This window comes from Mycobacterium senriense, assembly GCF_019668465.1.
Taxonomy (GTDB): domain Bacteria; phylum Actinomycetota; class Actinomycetes; order Mycobacteriales; family Mycobacteriaceae; genus Mycobacterium; species Mycobacterium senriense.
In genome coordinates this window covers 2,654,450-2,671,653 of record NZ_AP024828.1, presented here as the reverse complement: position 1 = coordinate 2,671,653, position 17,204 = coordinate 2,654,450, and the positions used below count along the sequence as shown (strand labels likewise).

17 protein-coding genes are annotated in these 17,204 nt (G+C 66.8%); 8 read left to right on the top strand and 9 right to left on the bottom strand.

Going from position 1 to position 17,204, the window contains the following annotated elements:
* Nucleotides 1-2: 2 nt before the first annotated feature.
* A complete protein-coding gene (locus MTY59_RS12800) occupies nt 3-470 on the top strand; it encodes a cupin domain-containing protein (protein WP_221045961.1) in 468 nt (155 codons plus the stop codon).
* Here the strand turns inward: MTY59_RS12800 and MTY59_RS12795 are convergent.
* Nucleotides 464-862 (bottom strand): VOC family protein, encoded by a 399-nt coding sequence (locus tag MTY59_RS12795; RefSeq protein ID WP_221045960.1) that lies wholly within the window; start codon nt 860-862, stop codon nt 464-466. The genes MTY59_RS12800 and MTY59_RS12795 overlap by 7 nt on opposite strands.
* A 157-nt stretch (nt 863-1,019) precedes the next feature.
* Between MTY59_RS12795 and MTY59_RS12790 the strand changes: the two genes are divergently transcribed.
* Nucleotides 1,020-1,847, top strand: a complete 828-nt coding sequence (locus tag MTY59_RS12790) for an Rv0792c family HTH-type transcriptional regulator (protein WP_221045959.1) — start codon at nt 1,020-1,022, stop codon at nt 1,845-1,847.
* A gap of 117 nt (nt 1,848-1,964) precedes the next feature.
* The gene (locus MTY59_RS12785) at nt 1,965-2,432 is read left to right on the top strand and encodes a hypothetical protein (protein ID WP_221045958.1); all 468 of its coding nucleotides are present in this window, start codon (nt 1,965-1,967) and stop codon (nt 2,430-2,432) included.
* Between the two features lie 16 nt (nt 2,433-2,448).
* Here MTY59_RS12785 and MTY59_RS12780 read toward each other — a convergent pair whose 3' ends face one another.
* Entirely contained in the window at nt 2,449-3,519 is a 1,071-nt protein-coding gene (locus MTY59_RS12780; protein ID WP_221045957.1) for an NAD-dependent epimerase/dehydratase family protein, read from the bottom strand.
* 145 nt (nt 3,520-3,664) lie between these two features.
* Here MTY59_RS12780 and MTY59_RS12775 point away from each other — a divergent pair, with 145 nt between their 5' ends.
* Both MTY59_RS12775 and MTY59_RS12770 read left to right on the top strand, forming a co-directional pair.
* The gene (locus MTY59_RS12775; protein WP_221045956.1) at nt 3,665-4,480 is read left to right on the top strand and encodes a lysophospholipid acyltransferase family protein; all 816 of its coding nucleotides are present in this window, start codon (nt 3,665-3,667) and stop codon (nt 4,478-4,480) included.
* Nucleotides 4,481-4,508: 28 nt separating this feature from the next.
* Complete coding sequence (locus MTY59_RS12770) at nt 4,509-5,924, top strand: WS/DGAT/MGAT family O-acyltransferase (protein ID WP_221045955.1); 1,416 nt, start codon at nt 4,509-4,511, stop codon at nt 5,922-5,924.
* Here the strand turns inward: MTY59_RS12770 and purQ are convergent.
* The 3 genes from purQ to MTY59_RS12755 form a co-directional block, all read right to left on the bottom strand.
* Nucleotides 5,891-6,565 carry a phosphoribosylformylglycinamidine synthase subunit PurQ gene (gene purQ / locus MTY59_RS12765; protein ID WP_221045954.1) on the bottom strand — a complete coding sequence of 225 codons (675 nt, stop codon included), beginning with the start codon at nt 6,563-6,565 and terminating at the stop codon, nt 5,891-5,893. The genes MTY59_RS12770 and purQ overlap by 34 nt on opposite strands.
* On the bottom strand, nt 6,562-6,801 hold the full coding sequence (gene purS / locus MTY59_RS12760; RefSeq protein ID WP_044487430.1) for a phosphoribosylformylglycinamidine synthase subunit PurS: 240 nt from the start codon (nt 6,799-6,801) through the stop codon (nt 6,562-6,564). The genes purQ and purS overlap by 4 nt, the downstream gene beginning before the upstream one ends.
* Nucleotides 6,802-6,863: 62 nt before the next feature.
* Entirely contained in the window at nt 6,864-7,598 is a 735-nt protein-coding gene (locus tag MTY59_RS12755) for an ATPase (RefSeq protein WP_221045953.1), read from the bottom strand.
* Between MTY59_RS12755 and MTY59_RS12750 the strand changes: the two genes are divergently transcribed.
* Nucleotides 7,575-8,213 carry an MBL fold metallo-hydrolase gene (locus tag MTY59_RS12750; RefSeq protein ID WP_221045952.1) on the top strand — a complete coding sequence of 213 codons (639 nt, stop codon included), beginning with the start codon at nt 7,575-7,577 and terminating at the stop codon, nt 8,211-8,213. The genes MTY59_RS12755 and MTY59_RS12750 overlap by 24 nt on opposite strands.
* Nucleotides 8,214-8,234: 21 nt before the next feature.
* Here MTY59_RS12750 and MTY59_RS12745 read toward each other — a convergent pair whose 3' ends face one another.
* Both MTY59_RS12745 and MTY59_RS12740 read right to left on the bottom strand, forming a co-directional pair.
* Nucleotides 8,235-9,902 carry an FAD-binding dehydrogenase gene (locus tag MTY59_RS12745; RefSeq protein WP_221045951.1) on the bottom strand — a complete coding sequence of 556 codons (1,668 nt, stop codon included), beginning with the start codon at nt 9,900-9,902 and terminating at the stop codon, nt 8,235-8,237.
* A 47-nt stretch (nt 9,903-9,949) separates the two neighbouring features.
* Entirely contained in the window at nt 9,950-10,654 is a 705-nt protein-coding gene (locus MTY59_RS12740; RefSeq protein ID WP_221045950.1) for a DUF2334 domain-containing protein, read from the bottom strand.
* 154 nt (nt 10,655-10,808) lie between these two features.
* Here MTY59_RS12740 and MTY59_RS12735 point away from each other — a divergent pair, with 154 nt between their 5' ends.
* Both MTY59_RS12735 and MTY59_RS12730 read left to right on the top strand, forming a co-directional pair.
* A complete protein-coding gene (locus tag MTY59_RS12735) occupies nt 10,809-12,428 on the top strand; it encodes a DHA2 family efflux MFS transporter permease subunit (protein WP_250160815.1) in 1,620 nt (539 codons plus the stop codon).
* 139 nt (nt 12,429-12,567) lie between these two features.
* Nucleotides 12,568-14,181, top strand: coding sequence for a DHA2 family efflux MFS transporter permease subunit (locus tag MTY59_RS12730; protein ID WP_221046411.1), 1,614 nt, complete (start codon nt 12,568-12,570; stop codon nt 14,179-14,181).
* Here the strand turns inward: MTY59_RS12730 and MTY59_RS12725 are convergent.
* The gene (locus tag MTY59_RS12725; RefSeq protein WP_221045948.1) at nt 14,163-16,295 is read right to left on the bottom strand and encodes a S9 family peptidase; all 2,133 of its coding nucleotides are present in this window, start codon (nt 16,293-16,295) and stop codon (nt 14,163-14,165) included. The genes MTY59_RS12730 and MTY59_RS12725 overlap by 19 nt on opposite strands.
* Nucleotides 16,292-17,182, bottom strand: coding sequence for a phosphoribosylaminoimidazolesuccinocarboxamide synthase (locus MTY59_RS12720; RefSeq protein ID WP_221045947.1), 891 nt, complete (start codon nt 17,180-17,182; stop codon nt 16,292-16,294). The genes MTY59_RS12725 and MTY59_RS12720 overlap by 4 nt, the downstream gene beginning before the upstream one ends.
* Nucleotides 17,183-17,204: the final 22 nt, after the last annotated feature.

Here is a 17,204-nt window from a genome sequence, read left to right as displayed (position 1 = left end):
CCATGGCCACCACAGACGGATTCCATCCAGACTTCGACGACACGGCGGCGCCCGCCGCGCGCAACCGGGTACACCACATCAAGGCATCGGAAATCAGCTCCGACACAGCACAATCGGAGGGGCTACGGCGCTTCGCCGCCCTGTCCGGCAGCTCGGTCGGCGCGGAGAAGCTCTGGATGGGCGAGACGCACGCGTCCCCGCAATCGGCTTCGGACAACCACCATCACGGTGACTCGGAGACCGCCATCTATGTACGAAGCGGGAACCCGGAATTCGTCTTTCATGACGGCACCGGAGAGGTTCGCATCGCCGCCGCGCCCGGCGATTACGTCTTCATCCCGCCGTACCTGCCGCACCGTGAGGAGAACCCCGACCCCGACACCGCCGCCGAGGTGGTGATCGCGCGCAGCAGCCAGGAGGCCATCGTGATCAATCTTCCGGCCCTGTATCCGCTGGCCGACCCTCAGTAGACGGCGATCTCGATCAGGTTGCCGTCGATGTCACGGCAGTAGTGCGAGGTCATCTCGCCCAGCGCCCCTGTCTTGGTGACCGGGCCGGAGATCACGTCCACGCCACATGCGGCGAGGTGGGCGCGAACGTCATCCGGGCTGGTGTGGGTGATGAAGCACAGGTCTTCGGAACCGGCGGCCTCGACCGCCCCGGTGAACCAGTCGGCATCGTCGGATAAGGCGCCGACCGGTCGCAGGTTGATCTTCTGATCCCCGAAGCACAGCGCCGTTCGCCGCGACGGCCCGAACGTCTCGCGCCGCATGCCCAGCACCCGCTCATACCACGCGGCGGTGGCCTCGACGTCGCGGCAATTCAGGACAATGTGGTCGAACCGTTCCACGGTGAGCGCCACCTTCGGTCCTCCTGACCCGCGCAAAGCTTCACCCGACTGTTCGCCGGGCTGCCAACGCGCGAAAAGCATTCGTTGCCAGAGTAATCCGGTCGTCTGTGCCGCCGGCACCGGGACGCATTGCTTTACGTCCCGCGCATAGAACGTTTTAATACATCTCGTGGCTTCCGATCAGCTGGACCTCGACGTTGCCGACCTCCGGATATCTCGTGGCAGCGTGCCGGCCAGCACCCAGCTCGCCGAAGCCCTCAAGGCGGCCATCGTCAAGCAGCGTCTGCCCCGTGGCGCGCGACTTCCGACCGAGCGAGAGCTCATCGATCGCACCCGCGTGAGCCGGGTGACCGTGCGCGCGGCGGTCGGGCTTCTCGAGCGTCAGGGGTGGCTGGTCCGAAAGCAGGGCCTGGGCACGTTCGTGGCCAACCCGGTCAAACAAGAACTCGGGCCCGGCGTGCGCACCATCACCGAGGTACTGGCCGGCTCCGGGATCACACCCAACGTCGACGTCCTGTCGCATCGCGTTGAAGACGCTCCGCAACGGGTTGCCGAAATACTGGGACTGCCCAAAGTCCTGTGTGTGCACCGGCGTTTTCGCGATGGCGACCAGCCGCTCGCCCTGATGATCGCCTACCTGCCACCGGGATTGGGCACGGCCGTGGAACCACTGCTGAAGAGCGCGACCGACGAGCAGACCGCGCAGGCGATGGAAAGCACCTACACGATGTGGGAGCGTCGGCTGGAAGTCCCGATCTCCCGAGCCTCCTATGAGATTCATGCGGCCGGGGCATCGCTGGAAGTCGCGGGCGCTCTGAACCTGCCGCTGGGGTCTCCCGTGCTGGTGCTCGAACGCACCAGCTACAGCCATGGCGACAAGCCCCTCGAGGTCGTGGAATTCCACTACCGCCCCGAGAGGTATAGGTTTTCGGTCACGCTGCCGCGCACCGTGCCCAGCCCGGGCGCCGGCATCGTGGAGCGGCGCGAGCGCAGCTGAGCGCGGGCTAAAACTCCTGCGAGCCGGCGCCCACTCAGCCAATTCTCAACAGATTCTTCGGTGCCGCTTCGCTCGGCTCCAAGCATTCCCAAAGCCGCGGGCCGCACCATCGAACTCATGATGAATGAGCAGCTGTGCGCGGGCCTGGTCGAACGTTACCTGCGCACCCGCGGGCGGCGATATTTTCGCGGCCACCACGACGGCGAATACTTCTTCGTCACCAACGCGCCGCGGCGCCTGCACGTTCACTTCGAGATCTCTCCCGCGCACGACGACGTGTTGATCATCCGCGTCACTCCAGGATGCTATTTCCCGGCGGCCGACCGCCCGTGGCTGACGTACTTCTGCGACCGGTGGAACCGCCTCGACCGCGAGGCCACCGCGATCGTGCACGGCTCGTCGGACCCGCAGCGCATCGGCGTGACCGCCCGCAAGTCGCAGTGGATCCGAAACGACGTCTCCTTCAACGATTTCGCGTCGTTCGTCGACCGGACCGTCGCGGACGCCACCGAGCTCTTCGATGAGCTGAGCCCCACCGTCGAATTGCCGTCCACGGAACGCCCGCAGCTGCGCGACGCCGGCTGACGTCTGGACCGCCTCCCTAGTTGGACGGAGCATCCGGGCGCGGTTCGCCCAGCCCGGCCCGGATCGCGCCCCACGGATCGGCGTAGCGTCCGGGCGTATTTCGGTAGGCCGCACGGCTTTTGAGGAACCGTCGGGCCAGCGGCGAGATCAACCGCATCGGGTAGCGCCGCCACCCGGCGGCCGCCCGCATCTCGGTGAGCATGTCCGGCCACGAGTGGCGCTGGAATTGCAGGACCTGCTGGGACCGAGCCGTATCCATCCAGTCTGTGACGAACCAGTCGTCGTCGCTGTCCGGATCGCCCGGCCGGCCACCGGGCAGGACGTCGACCAGACCGCGCGCGGCGGCCAGCGCCTTGCCGACCTCCCCCTGCCGAAGCAGGTGCGACTGGTCGCCGGCGATCAGCAGCGTCTCACCGGCGACATCGGCGGTGACCGCGGCGGCGAACGCGCGCGCGACATCGCGGACGTCGACGGTGTGAATGCGGCCATCGGCCGGCAGAGCGCTCTCGAAGAACAACGCGTCGAGGCTGAACGGCATGGCGTCCGGTTCGACGCTGATCACCCCGGCCAGGCGCAGGATGACCCACTCGAGATCCGACGCCCGCAGCTGCTGTTCCGCTTCGGCCTTGTGCGAGCCGTAGAGGTCGGCCGGGTTCATCGGGCTGTCCGGGCGCAACAGCTCGTGGTGCCGGTGCGGGTTGCGCGCGCCGTACACGGCGTTGCTCGACGCCTGGATGAACCGCACCGGGTGCGGGCTCGACTGGGCCGCGCGCAGCAGCGTGACGGTCGCGTCGACGTTGACGCGGCGCCCCAGCGTGGGCTGGCGATAGATCAGCGGCGGGATCACCGCGGCCAGGTGGACGATGGCGGCCGGCGACGTCTCGGCGAGCAGCCGATCAACCTGACCGGGGTCGGTCAGATCCGCCCAGTGCGCCTCGGCCCCGGCCGGCAGCGCCGCCGCGGCTTTGCGCTGGGCGGCGGTGCCCAGGTCGGTCGCGACGACGCGGTGGCCGTCGGCAACCAGCCGGCGCACCGTTTGCGAGCCGACGAGACCGAAACCCCCAGTGACCAGAACCTTTTCGGACATACACCCCCACCGTGCGCTCGCCCCCAGCAAACGGATATGACATTCTCTTAAATGGAGAGTAGCATATTCTGACCGGGAGCTCAGGTTTGAGACCGGCGTCACACCGGCAACAAATAGCAAAGAGCAGAACGGACGGCGGGGAGCCATGAAGGGCAACGGTGTGGACGCGGCACAGAACCACGAAACCGCGAAATGGGATCCGGCTTTCACCGAACAGGTGACGAAGGTGCTCGGACCGGCCATCAAGCGGTACTACCGGGCCGAGGTGCGAAACATCGACAACGTCCCGTCGTCGGGCGGAGCCCTGGTGGTCTCCAACCACTCGGGCGGCATGCTGACCCCGGACGTGCTGATCTTCTCCCCCGCCTTCTACAACAGGTTCGGCTACGACCGCCCGGTCTACACGCTGGCCCACTACGGGCTGTTCATCGGGCCGTTGGACGGCTGGCTGCGCCGCCTCGGGGTCATCGAGGCCAGCCGTGAAAACGCCGCCACCGCCCTGCATTCCGGCGCGGTGGTGCTGGTGTTCCCGGGCGGCGACTACGACTCCTACCGGCCCACCTTCAGCGCAAACACCATCGACTTCAACGGCCGCACGGGCTACGTGCGAACCGCCATCGAAGCCGGGGTGCCCATCGTCCCGACCGTGTCCATCGGCGCCCAGGAGACACAGTTGTTCCTGACCCGGGGCAACTGGCTGGCCCGCAAGCTCGGGCTAACCAAGGCACGGATGGACATCCTGCCGATCAGCATCGGATTCCCCTTCGGGCTGAGCGTCATCTTCCCGCCCAACGTGCCCCTGCCGGCAAAGGTCGTCACCGAGGTTCTCGAGCCGATCGACATCACCGCTCAGTTCGGTGCCGACCCCGACGTCGACGAGGTCGACGCCCACGTCCGCGCCGTCATGGAAGCCGCGCTGCAGCGGCTCGCCGGCCAGCGCCGGTTCCCGATCCTGGGCTGACGACGCCCGGGGCCGGTGGAGGTGGCGTGTGAAAAGACTCAACGGCATGGACGCGATGCTGCTCTACAGCGAGACGCCCAACCTGCACACGCACACGCTGAAGGTGGCCATCATCGACCCCGCCGACTTCGACGGGGAATTCGGTTTCGAGGTGTTCTGTCGCCACGTGCGTCGCCGGCTCCACCTACTAGAACCGTTGCGCTACAAGCTCGTTGACATTCCCTGGCGATTGCATCACCCCATGTGGCAGGAGAACTGCGACGTCGACCTGGACTATCACTTGCGGCGGGTGCAGGTGCCCGCGCCGGGTGGCCGGCGCGAGCTCGATCAGGTGATCGGCGAAGTGGCGTCCACTCCGCTGGACCGCAGTCGCCCGCTGTGGGAGTTCCATTTCGCCGAGGGGCTGGCCGGTGGCCGATTCGCCTTGATCGGCAAGGTTCACCATGCGCTGGCCGACGGTGTCGCATCGGTCAACCTGCTGGCCCGAGCGATGGATCTGCGCGACGGGCACGCCGACGAGCGCGACAACGACGGGGCCGGCGTCACCGCGTCCAATGCCGACCTGTTGCGCGCGGCGGCGCGCGACCACGTCCGGCAGATCGAGGAACTGCCCAGGCTGCTCAAGGATGCGGCCGTCGGCATGGCGCGGGTGCGCCGCCGCTCCAGAGAGCGCGGGTCCCACCCCGACCTGGCCGACGCGTTCGACGCGCCGCCGACGTTCCTCAACCATCTCGTCTCGCCGCGGCGCCGGTTCGCCAGCACCTCGTTGTCACTGCCGGAGGTCAAAGCGACCGCAAAGGCGTTGGGCATCACGGTGAACGATGTGGTGCTGGCCATGGCGACCGGCGGGCTGCGGACATTGTTGCTGGCTTATGACGGCGCGTCCGAGCGCCCGATCATCGCCTCGGTGCCGACGGCCACCGACAAATCGGACCGGATCACCGGCAATGAGATCAGCGGGCTGATGATCTCGCTGCCGGTCCATGTCGCCGACCCCAAGGAGCGGGCCCGGCTGGTCGCCCTGGCCACCAAGATCGCCAAGGAAGACCACGAGGTCCTCGGCCCGGAGCTCTACGGGAAAATGATGGCCTACCTTCCGGCCGCCTTCGCGCCCGCCGCATTTCGGTGGCTGGGCCTGCGCGACGCGCCGAACAAGCTGATGAACGTCGCGGTGTCCAGCGTGGTGGGCCCGCGCGAGCGCGGCCACTTCGGCGGCGCGGCCGTCAGCGAGATCTACTCCACCGGCGTGCTGTCGCCCGGCGCCCCGGTCAACATCACCGTGTGGAGTTACGTGGACCGGCTCGGCGTCGCGGTGCTCACCGACGACCAGACGTTCAACGACCCGCACGAGGCGACGGACGCCACCGCCGCGTCATTCGCCGAATTGCGCGATGCCGCAGGCGTTTCCGCTCAGCCGGCGAGCACGCCGTCCAGCACCGAATAGAACAGGCCCAGGCCGTCGTCGGAAGGCCCGGTCAGTGCCTCGATGGCGTGCTCGGGATGCGGCATCAACCCCACTACACGGCCGTTGGCGGAACTGACCCCGGCGATGTCGTGCAGCGACCCGTTGGCGTTCTCGTGGTACCGGAACACCACCCGACCCTCGCCCTCGAGCTCCTCGATCACCTCGGCCGGCGCCACGTAGCGCCCCTCGCCGGACTTCAGCGGGACCAGCAGATCGGCGTCGGGCTCGAATCGCGACGTCCACGCCGTCGAGGTCGAGGCCACCCGCAGCCACACGTCGCGGCAGATGAAGTGCAGGCCCACGTTGCGGGTCAGCGCCCCGGGCAGCAGGCCGGCCTCGCAGAGCACCTGAAAACCGTTGCAAATGCCCAACACTGGCATGCCGCGCCGGGCGGCCTCCACCACCTCGGTCATCACCGGGGCGAACCTGGCGATCGCACCGGCTCGCAGGTAGTCGCCGTAGGAGAAGCCGCCGGGCACCACCACAGCGTCCACACTCCGCAGATCGGCGTCGGCATGCCACAGGTTGACCGCCTCGGCACCGACCCGCCGCGCCGCGCGGGCGGCGTCCACGTCGTCGAGTGTGCCGGGGAAGGTGATGATCCCGATGCGTGCCGTCACTGCGTCTCCCGGCTGATCGTCCAGTCTTCGATCACGGTGTTCGCCAACAGTGATTCCGCGATCTCGGCGAGCGCCGAATCGTCGACACTGTCGTCCACTTCGAGCTCAAAGCGCTTGCCTTGCCGAACTTCTGAGATCCCCGGATGTCCGAGGCGACCCAGCGCGCCCACAATCGCTTGACCTTGCGGGTCGAGAATCTCCGCTTTGGGCATCACGCTCACGATCACCCGGGCCACCGGCGCTCCTCCTCAGTTGACGTTTTCGGCGCCAACTCTACCGGCGAACGCGCAGCTCGGGGTTACGGGCACGAGGCAATGTAGGCCTCGCACAGCGGTGCGCTCATGGCATTGAGCACCGGATCATCCACCATCGCCGGCCAGGCCGTCTGCGGCGGGGCCGTCGACCAGAGCGTGACCTCGCTGATCGTGCTGCTGGCCGGGTGGGCGAACAGATAGGTGTGCATCACCACCGGGCCGCTGATCACGGCGGCCATCCGCGTTGAGTCGTCGGTGGTCAGCGACGGTGACTCCTGCGGTGCACGCTGCTGGCATGCCCGCAGCGCGGCGACGGCGTTACTGAACGCCGTGGTCGCGATCGCGCCGCCGTGGGAGGTGTCACCGCGCCAGTGCAGGACCTGGGCCTGCAGTTGCCATTGCCCGTCGGGATGCTGCACCGTCACGTGGGCCGCCACGGCCGAGTCGCGGGGATCCTGGGGTATAGCCGCCGCGGCGCACAGTTCCTCGAACCGGAACCGCGGTCCTGGTGCCGAACCGGTCGTCTGGACGGCCTGGCCGGCCAGCGCGGGCCAGTGATACACGGCGTCCAGGGGGACCGCGTGCTGATCGATCCATGCGGTGTTCGGGATCCGGTCGCACAGCCCCGGGCAAGTCTCCGGGTCGGCGTGCGCAGGAACGACGACGATCAGAGCAACTGCGAAACCGCCGGCGACCAGCATCGTGGCCAGGATCACCCGCATCGGCAGCTTGTCCATCAAGGCACAATCGTAGATATGCAACTGACGCATTTCGGCCATTCGTGCCTACTTGCCGAGTTCGACCACACCCGCCTGCTCTTCGACCCCGGTACCTTCGCGCACGGATTCGAGGGAATCACCGGCTTGACGGCCATCTTGATCACCCATCAGCATCCCGACCATGTCGACGCCAAACGGCTGCCGGCATTGCTTGAGGGTAACCCGGATGCGGCGCTTTACGCCGATCCGCAGACCACCGCCCAACTTGGCGCGCCCTGTCGCGAAGTCCACGTCGGCGACCAGCTGCACATCGGTGAACTGACGGTTCGCGCGGTCGGCGGCAAACACGCGGTCATCCACCCGGAAATCCCTGTGATAGAGAACATTTCGTTTCTAGTGGGCGACGCCGACCATCGCGCCCGGCTGATGCATCCCGGTGACGCGCTCTTCGTGCCCGACGAGCCGGTGGACGTGTTGGCCACCCCCGCGGCCGCGCCGTGGATGAAGGTGTCCGAAGCGGTCGATTACCTGCGTGCCGTGGCTCCCCAGCGCGCCGTCCCCATCCACCAGGGGATCATCGCGCCGGATGCGCGGGGCATCTACTACGGACGCCTGACCGAGATGACCAGCACCGACTTCCAGGTGCTGCCCGAGGAAGACGCCGTCACGTTCTAGCGACCGGTTGGCCCCGCGCGACTAGGTGATGTCGTCGGCGGCGCCGCGTCCGGCGGCCCGGCCGGAGAAGATGCAGCCGCCCAGAAAGGTGCCCTCCAGGGCGCGGTAGCCGTGCACGCCACCGCCGCCGAACCCGGCCACCTCGCCGGCGGCGTACAGACCGCTCAGCGGCGTGCCGTCGGCCTTCAACACCCGTGAGGCAAGGTCGGTTTCGATCCCGCCCAACGTTTTTCTGGTCAGGATGTGCAGCTTCACCGCGATCATCGGCCCCGCCTTCGGATCGGTCAGCCGGTGCGGCGCCACCACCCGGCCCAGTCGGTCGCCCAGGTACCTGCGCGCGGCGTGGATCGCCGTGATCTGCCCGTCCTTGCTGAACTTGTTGGCCACCTCCCGATCCCGGGCGGTGACTTCGGCCTCCACCGTGGCGTAGTCCAGCGGCTGCACGTCGGGCAGCTTGTTCATCGCCGTCACCAGGTCGCGCAACGAGTTCGCACTGACGAAGTCCACACCCCGGTCGACGAACGCCTGCACCGGCCCCGGCGGCCCGGAACGCGCCCGGTTTCGCAGCAGCTCGCGAACACTCTGTCCGGTCAGGTCGGGATTCTGCTCCTGCCCGGACAGCGCGAACTCCTTCTCAATGATCTTGGCGTTCAACACAAACCACGTGTAGTCGAACCCGGATTTGGTGATGTGTTCCAAGGTGCCCAGCGTGTCGAAACCGGGGTAGAGCGGGACCGGCAGCCGCCTGCCGCTGGCATCCAGCCACAGCGACGACGGACCCGGAATGATCCGGATCCCGTGCAGCGGCCAGATCGGGTCGTAGTTGGTGATGCCCTCGGTGTAGTGCCACATCCGGTCGGGGTTGATCACCCGCCCGCCGGCCCGCTGCGAGATGGCGATCATCCGGCCGTCGACGTGGGCCGGCACCCCGCTCAGCAGCTGCTCGGGAACGCGGCCCATGCGCTTCGGCCAATTCTTGCGCACCAGTTCATGATTGGCGCCGATGCCGCCGCTCGTCACGATCACCGCATCCGCGCGAAATTCAAACTGCCCTAGCGATTTTCGCGATGAAGCGACTCCCCTGGGCGTAGCCGAGGGCTCCAGCACCGTCCCTCGGACGCCGGTCACCGCCTCGCCCTCGACGATCAGCTCGTCGACCTGGTGGCGGTGCGCAAACCGCACCGATGAGCGGTCGCGCAGTTGACGGGCGAAAATCTCGACCAGCGCGGGCCCGGTGCCCCAGGTGATGTGGAAGCGGGGAACCGAATTGCCGTGTCCCTGTGCGTCATAGCCACCACGCTCGGCCCAGCCCACCAGCGGGAAGAGCTTGAGCCCCCGCGACCGCAGCCAGCTGCGTTTCTCCCCGGCGGCGAAATCGACGTAGGCGTGCGCCCATTGGCGTGGCCAATAGTCCTCGGGACGGTCGAAGGCCGCGGTGCCGAGCCAGTCCTGCAGCGCGAGTTCATGGCTGTCGCGGATACCCAACCGGCGCTGCTCGGGGCTGTCGACGAAGAACAGGCCGCCGAAGGACCAGAAGGCCTGCCCGCCCAGGTTGGCGCTGTTCTCCTGATCGACGATGAGCACCCGTAAGCCGCGATCCACCAGTTCGCAGGCGGCGACCAGGCCGGCCAGGCCCGCCCCGACGACGATGGCATCAGCGTCGAACCCCGCAACCGAAGAATCGCTCATGTCGGACCAGGGTAGTGCCCCGACGAGCAGGCCAGACAGTCGCTGGGTCAGGCGGCGTCAAGCACCGCTTTGGCCGACTCCCAGCGATACACGGAGGGTGTGCAGGCGTGCATCAGGGCCAGGTCGACCGCGTCCACCATGGCCTGCAGCGGCCCGGGCTTGCGCAGGTGACGAGCCGCGACCGCAACCCGCACGACGCCGCCGCGGCGAGCGATCCGCTCGGCCGACAGCACCACCATTCGGCACCACCACGGCTCGGTGAGGAAGCCTTCACCGATTCCGAGGACGCGTGCGCGGACGGTGTTGTGGCGGACCAGGTCGGTGATCCCATGCAGATCGGCCAGCAAGCGGAATCCGTTGTCCGGCAATGCTTTGACAACGCCGGGTGACACCACCCAGCCGGGCGCGGCGAACAACCGGGTACGCAGCCCGAGGTGCTCGAGCACGCGGTCGGCGGCCATCAATCGCAGGTTGGCCTCGTGCGCCCGCAGGATCGCGAATTCGCCGCGGCGCTTCTTGGTGGCGGCGTCGTCGTAGCCGTGCAGCACGATCGCGTCGCCCCCGGCGCGGCGGGTGGTCAGCCATTCGACGGTTTGCGGGTCGTGGTCGAGCCGGTAGTCACCGGACAGGCGGGGAGCCACGAGCAATGACACCGGTACCTTGCGGGCATCCATTTTCGCGCAGAACGCCTCGACGTCGGGAAGGGTCCGTTCACCGATCCCCGAGACCGAGACGATCAATTTTCCAGACACACCAGCATTTTGCCGATCGCAAGTGTCGGAACGGTGAAGGACACGCAGACAGCAGGCGTATATGCACGCGCCCTAGCGCGATAACTGATTTCGGCGGCTGTCAGACTGGCCGGCCACAACCGCCGCGAGCGTCGGCCGATGTGATCAGTTCGATATGCTAAGCAACGCCATGGACGAGGCCTCGTACGCAGCGGCCAAAACGCCGCTGCCCCACGCCCCCACCGGGCAGCCGGGCGTCGAGGAACGGGATTATCCCGACAAGCTCGATGCCGCGCTGTTGCGGATCTCCGGTGTGTGCATTTTGGCCACCGTGATGGCGATCCTGGACGTCACGGTCGTCAGCGTCGCGCAGCGCACCTTCATCGACCAATTCGCGTCCTCACAGGCCGTCGTGGCCTGGACGATGACCGGCTACACCCTCGCACTTGCGACCGTGATCCCGATAACCGGGTGGGCGGCCGACCGGTTCGGCACCAAACGGCTCTTCATGGGTTCCGTGGTGGCGTTCATATTGGGATCGCTGCTGTGCGCGATCGCCGCAAACATCGTGCAGCTCATTGCTTTTCGCGTGGTGCAGGGAATCGGCGGTGGCATGCTGCTGCCGTTGGGATTCATGATCTTGACCCGCGAAGCGGGCCCGGGACGGCTCGGGCGCCTGATGTCGATCCTGAGCATCCCGATGCTGCTCGCCCCGATCGGCGGGCCGATCCTGGGCGGCTGGCTGATCGACACCTCGAGCTGGCGGTGGATCTTTCTGATCAACGTGCCGATCGGGTTTCTCACCATCGCGCTGGCCGCCATCATTTTCCCGCGGGATCACCCGGCCCGATCGGAGACCTTCGACGCCGTCGGCGTGCTGCTGCTCTCGCCCGGCCTGGCGATGTTTTTGTTCGCGGTGTCCTCCATCCCGGGCCGCGGCACCGTGGCCGACCGCCACGTGGTGATACCGGCGGTGATCGGGCTGGCCTTGATCGCAGGCTTCATCGCGCACGCGTGGCATCACGCCGACCATCCGCTGATAGACCTGCGGCTTTTCCGCAACCCCGTGCTCACACACGCCAACGTGACGATGCTGGTGTTCGCCGGCGCATTTTTCGGCGCAGGCCTGCTGCTCCCGAGCTATTTCCAGCAGGTGCTGCACCAAACGCCGATGCAGGCGGGCGTGCACATGATCCCCCAGGGGCTGGGCGCCATGCTGACCATGCGGCTCACCGGACCGCTGGTGGACAGGCAGGGCCCGGGCAAGATCGTGCTGGTCGGGATCGCGCTGATCACCGCCGGCCTGAGCGCCTTCGCCTTCGGGGTGGCCAGCCAGGCCCACTACCTGCCCATCCTGCTGGTCGGGCTGGCGATCATGGGCCTGGGCATGGGCTGCACGATGATGCCACTGTCGGTCGCCGCCGTGCAGGCGCTGGCACCCCATCAGATCGCCCGCGGAACGACGCTGATGAGCGTCAGCCACCAGGTGGGCGGCTCGATGGGAACCGCGGTGATGTCGATGATCCTGACGAACCAGTTCAATCGGAGCCCCAACATCGTCGCAGCAAACAAGCTCGCCGCCCTGCATCAGAAGGCGGCCGCCGACGGAGTGCCGGTCGATCCGTCGGCGATACCCCGGCAGTCGCTTGCCCCCGAATTTGCGAGCAATGTGGTGCACGATCTTTCGCACGCCTATACCGCGGTATTTGTGATTGCCGTCATACTGGTCGTGTGCACCTTCATTCCGGCGGCATTTTTGCCGAAAAGGCCGGCAAGCGAAACGGCCGGCGAATAACATAATCGCCCGATAACCGCGCGAGCAGGCCATTTGTCGGTTAAGCGACGGTGGCAAGACACAATCTCCGCGGTGCGAATTACACACCTGCGAATAAGCGAAAGAGTAAAAACCCTTCTGCCGGGGCAACCCGGTGGATATGCTCAGCGGCGCCATGCAGAAGACCCGCTCCGCAGCTTTCAGCGTCCCGTTGGCCACCGCCGGGGGATCGTCGCTGCGCTCCGACGAATACCCCGAGAAGCTGGACGCGGCGCTGTTCAGGATCGCCGGGGTGTGCGGCCTGGCCTGCATCATGGCGGTGCTGGACAGCACCGTCGTCGCCGTCGCACAGCGCACCTTCATCGCGCAGTTCGGGTCCACCCAGGCCGTCGTCTCGTGGACGATCGCCGGCTACATGCTCGCGTTCGCCACCGTGATCCCGATCACCGGATGGGCGGCGGATCGGTTCGGCACCAAACGCCTGTTCATGGGTTCGGTGCTGATCTTCACGCTGGGATCGCTGCTGTGCGCGATCGCGCCAAACATATTGCTGCTCATCCTGTTTCGGATAGTCCAGGGCATCGGCGGCGGCATGCTGTTGCCGCTGAGTTTCGTGATACTGACGCGCGAGGCGGGACCGAAGCGGGTCGGCCGCCTGATGGCGGTGGGCGGAATCCCGATTCTGCTGGGTCCCATCGGCGGCCCCATCCTCGGGGGCTGGCTGATCGGCGCCTACGGCTGGAAGTGGATCTTCCTGATCAACCTGCCGATCGGTCTGACCGCCTTCGCCCTCGCGGCGATCATGTTCCCCAAGGATCGTTCGGCCCCGTCGCAGGCGCTCGACATAACCGGCGCGCTGCTCCTGTCGCCTGGGGTGGCGATCTTTTTATGCGGGGTGTGTTCCATTCCGGGGCGGCACACGATCGCCGACCGCTACGTGTTGGTCCCGGCCCTGCTCGGCCTGGGCCTGATCGCCGCGTTCATCCTGCATGCCTGGTATCGCACCGACCACCCCCTGATCGACCTGCAATTGTTCCGGAATCCGGTGGTCACCCAGGTCAATGTGACCCTGCTGGTGTTCGGTGCCGCCTCGGTCGGCACCGGACTGCTGGTGCCTAGTTTCTTCCAGATCGTCGGCCACGAGACGCCGATGCAATCCGGTCTGCACATGCTGCCGATCGGGATCGGCGCGGTGCTGACCATGCCGCTCGGCGGAGCCTTCATGGACAAGCGCGGGCCCGGCAACGTCGTGCTGGTCGGACTGCCGCTCATGGCGGTGGGCTTGGGTGTCTTCACCTACGGTGTCGCCAGCCTAGCCGCGTATTCACCGGTTTTGGTGACCGGGCTGGCGATCATGGGCCTGGGGATCGGCCTCACCACCACGCCGCTCTCCGCGGCGCTCATGCAGGCGCTGGCCCCGCATCAGGTTGCCCGCGGGACGACGCTGATCAGCGTGAACCAGCAGGTTGGCGGGTCGGTTGGAGCCGCGCTCATGGCGGTGATCCTGACCAATCAGTTCAACCGCAACGAGGCCCTGATGGCGGCGAACGAAACGGGCGGGGTGCGCCCGGGCGCCGGCAAGCACAGCGTGGCGGCCGATCCGTCCGCCGTTCCGCGACAGCCGCTTGCCCCCGATCTGGCCAGCCACGTGTCGCACCACCTGGCGCACGCCTATACCGCGGTGTTCGTGCTTGCCGTCGTGCTGGTGGCGTTCACCATCATCCCGGCATCGTTTTTGCCGAAGAAGCCGCCGGCTCAGCCCGCCGGCGAATAGCGGTCGCCGTCGGCGGCCGCTAACAGCCACGCGTATTGGAAGGCGGCTTCCTCCCAGCCCTTGTAGCGACCACTGACGCCGCCGTGCCCGGCGTTCATCTGGGTCTTCAACAGGACCGGACTGCCGTCCCCGTTGGCGTGGCGCAGCGCCGCGACCCATTTGGCCGGCTCCACGTAGTAAACCCTCGTATCATTCAGCGACGTCATCGCCAAAATCGCCGGATACCGCTTGGGCTCGACATTCTCGTAGGGCGAATAGGACTTCATGTAGCAGTAGACATCCTTGTCCGCTAAGGGATTTCCCCATTCGTCCCACTCGGTGACGGTCAGCGGCAAGGAGGGATCCAAAATGGTGGTCAGCGGGTCGACGAACGGGACCTGCGCGAGGATTCCGGCGAAGAGCTCCGGCGCCAGGTTGGCCACCGCCCCCATCAGCAATCCGCCGGCACTGCCGCCCAGCGCCACCAGCTGACGCGGCCGGGTGACGCCGGAATCCACCAAATGCCGTGCCACCGCGACGAAGTCGGTAAACGTGTTCTTCTTCTCCAGCAGCTTGCCGTGCTCGTACCACAGCCGGCCCATCTCACCGCCGCCGCGCACGTGGGCGATGGCGAACACCATGCCGCGGTCCAGCAGCGACAATCGGGCGATGGAAAAGCTCGGGTCGGTGCACAGCTCGTAGGCGCCGTAGCCGTAAAGCAATGCGGGCGCCGGAAATTCGATGCCGGCGCGGTGCACGATGGACACCGGGATCCGGGTGCCGTCGTCGGCGATCGCCCAGTCACGCCGTTCCACATAGTCCTCGGGCCGATAGTCGCCGAGTACGGGCTGCTCGCGCAGCAAGGTGCGTTCGCCGGTGGCCAGGTCGATGTCGTAGACCCGGGCCGGAACGACCAGCGATCCCGCCCTGATCCGCAGCTTGGGCGCCTCCCAGTTGGGGTTGCCCGCCGGGCCGGCCGTCATCAGCTCGGAGTCGAACGAAATCTCTTCGGGCTGACCATAGCTGCCGTCGAGGTTGATGGGCCACAGCTGCATCCGTGGCAGCGCTTCGCGCCGGTAGCTGACGACCAGGAGACCGGCGAAAGCGTCGACCGCATCGAGCCGGACGTCGTCACGGTGCGCAATCAGGGTGCGCTGCTGTGCCGGATCGCTGACCGGCGCCTCGGTGAGGGTGAAGTTGACGGCGCCGTCGTTGTGCAGGATCAAGAACCGGTCCTGCCCGCCGATGACCGCGTGCTCGACCGCGTACTCGACACCCTCGCGGCGCGGCAGCACGACGGTGAACCGTGCCTGCGGGTCGGCGGCGTCGGCGTAGCGATACTCGGAGGTGATCGAGGATCCCGAGGCGATGAAGACGTAGGCCTGGCTGCGGGTGAGTCCCACACCGAGCCAATACTTTTCGTCCTCTTCGTGATAGACCAGCTCAGCCTCTTCGCCGGAGCCCACCCGATACCGCCACACTTTGTCGGGGCGGTGCGCGTCGTCCAGGGTCAGGTAGTACACGGTGCGGTTGTCGGCGGCCCACGTCGCACCCGCGCCGATATCGGCGATCTCGTCGGGAAACAGTTGGCCGGTGCGTAAGTCCTTGAACCGCAATGTGTAACGCTCGTCGCCGAGGGTGTCGACGGAGTACGCCAGCAGGTTCCCATCGAGGCTCACCGTCGCGGCACCCAGGGAGAAGAACTCGTGACCCTCGGCTTCGGCATTGGAATCGAGCAGGATCTGCTCACCGGGGATCTCGGTGTTCTCGTCCAGCTTCGGCGGGTCCCAGTCGTCGGGCCCGCTTATCGGACAACGGCATTGGACACGGTATTGTTTGCCCTCGTAGGTGCGCGCGTAGTACCACCACTCGCCCTGTCGGGTGGGCACCGAAAGATCCGTCTCCTTGGTGCGCGCCTTGATCTCGTCGAAAATCTGCTGTCGCAGCGGTTCGAGGTGGGCGGTCATCTGATCGACGTAGGCGTTCTCCGCCTCGAGGTAGGCGATGACCTCGGGGTTGGTCTTTTCGCGCAGCCACTCGTACGGGTCGACGAAGACGTCGCCGTGGTGCTCACGCCGGCTCTCCACCCGCTTGGCGACCGGGGGCACCGAGCCGTCCAGGTGCGTTTCGGTCATGCGCTGGGACCGATCCAGTCGTTGAAGCTGAGGCCGGAAATGCGTTCGTACGCATCGATGTAGCGGTCGCGGGTGGCGTCGATGATGTGCTCCGGCAGTGGCGGTGGAGGTTGTGAGCCGTGGCGGTCCCATCCGGAATCGGGCCCGGTCAACCAGTTGCGGACGAACTGCTTGTCGAAACTGTTCTGGACGACGCCAACCTGGTACTCGTCGGCCGGCCAGTACCGCGACGAATCCGGCGTGAAGATTTCGTCGGCGAGCAGCAGGTTGCCGGCGCGGTCGGTGCCGAACTCGAATTTGGTGTCCGCGATGATGATTCCCTTTCGTAGCGCGTGATCGGCGGCCTGCACGTAGGTCTGTAGGGTCCGGTCGCGCAGTTGGTTGGCGGGCACGGCACCGACCATCTCGATGACTCGGGCGAAGGGAATGTTCTCGTCGTGGTCACCCAGTGCGGCTTTCGTCGCGGGGGTGAACAGCGGCTCGGCGAACCTGCTGGCTTCGACCAGTCCCGGTGGCAGCGGGATGCCGCAGACCTTTCCGGTCGCCTGGTAGTCCAGCAACCCCGAGCCGGTCAGGTAGCCGCGCGCCACGCATTCCACCGGAAGCATCTGCAGCCGGCGCACCACCAGCGCGCGGCCCAGCACCTCGTCGGGAATGCGTGGGTCGTCGGGTGGCCCGGCCAGATGGTTTGGGGCGTCGACGAGGCCGAAGAAGAACACGCTCATCGCCGTGAGGATGCGGCCCTTGTCCGGGATGGTGCTGTCCAGGACGAAGTCGTACGCCGAGATCCGGTCGGTGGCGACGAGCAGCAGGTGTTCGTCGTCGACGCGATACAGCTCGCGGACCTTGCCGCTGGCCAGATGCTGGTAGTCGGACAGTGCAGGCATCCGGTCAGCCTATCGGGCACCT

Bases quoted from the DNA above. Each gene is read 5' to 3' on its own strand.
- MTY59_RS12800 (WP_221045961.1), top strand. From the start codon at position 3: ATGGCCACCACAGACGGATTCCATCCAGACTTCGACGACACGGCGGCG.
- MTY59_RS12785 (WP_221045958.1), top strand. From the start codon at position 1,965: ATGATGAATGAGCAGCTGTGCGCGGGCCTGGTCGAACGTTACCTGCGC.
- MTY59_RS12780 (WP_221045957.1), bottom strand. From the start codon at position 3,519: ATGTCCGAAAAGGTTCTGGTCACTGGGGGTTTCGGTCTCGTCGGCTCG.
- MTY59_RS12775 (WP_221045956.1), top strand. From the start codon at position 3,665: ATGAAGGGCAACGGTGTGGACGCGGCACAGAACCACGAAACCGCGAAA.
- MTY59_RS12750 (WP_221045952.1), top strand. From the start codon at position 7,575: ATGCAACTGACGCATTTCGGCCATTCGTGCCTACTTGCCGAGTTCGAC.
- MTY59_RS12755 (WP_221045953.1), bottom strand. From the start codon at position 7,598: ATGGCCGAAATGCGTCAGTTGCATATCTACGATTGTGCCTTGATGGAC.
- MTY59_RS12745 (WP_221045951.1), bottom strand. From the start codon at position 9,902: ATGAGCGATTCTTCGGTTGCGGGGTTCGACGCTGATGCCATCGTCGTC.
- MTY59_RS12735 (WP_250160815.1), top strand. From the start codon at position 10,809: ATGCTAAGCAACGCCATGGACGAGGCCTCGTACGCAGCGGCCAAAACG.
- MTY59_RS12730 (WP_221046411.1), top strand. From the start codon at position 12,568: ATGCTCAGCGGCGCCATGCAGAAGACCCGCTCCGCAGCTTTCAGCGTC.
- MTY59_RS12725 (WP_221045948.1), bottom strand. From the start codon at position 16,295: ATGACCGAAACGCACCTGGACGGCTCGGTGCCCCCGGTCGCCAAGCGG.
- MTY59_RS12720 (WP_221045947.1), bottom strand. From the start codon at position 17,182: ATGCCTGCACTGTCCGACTACCAGCATCTGGCCAGCGGCAAGGTCCGC.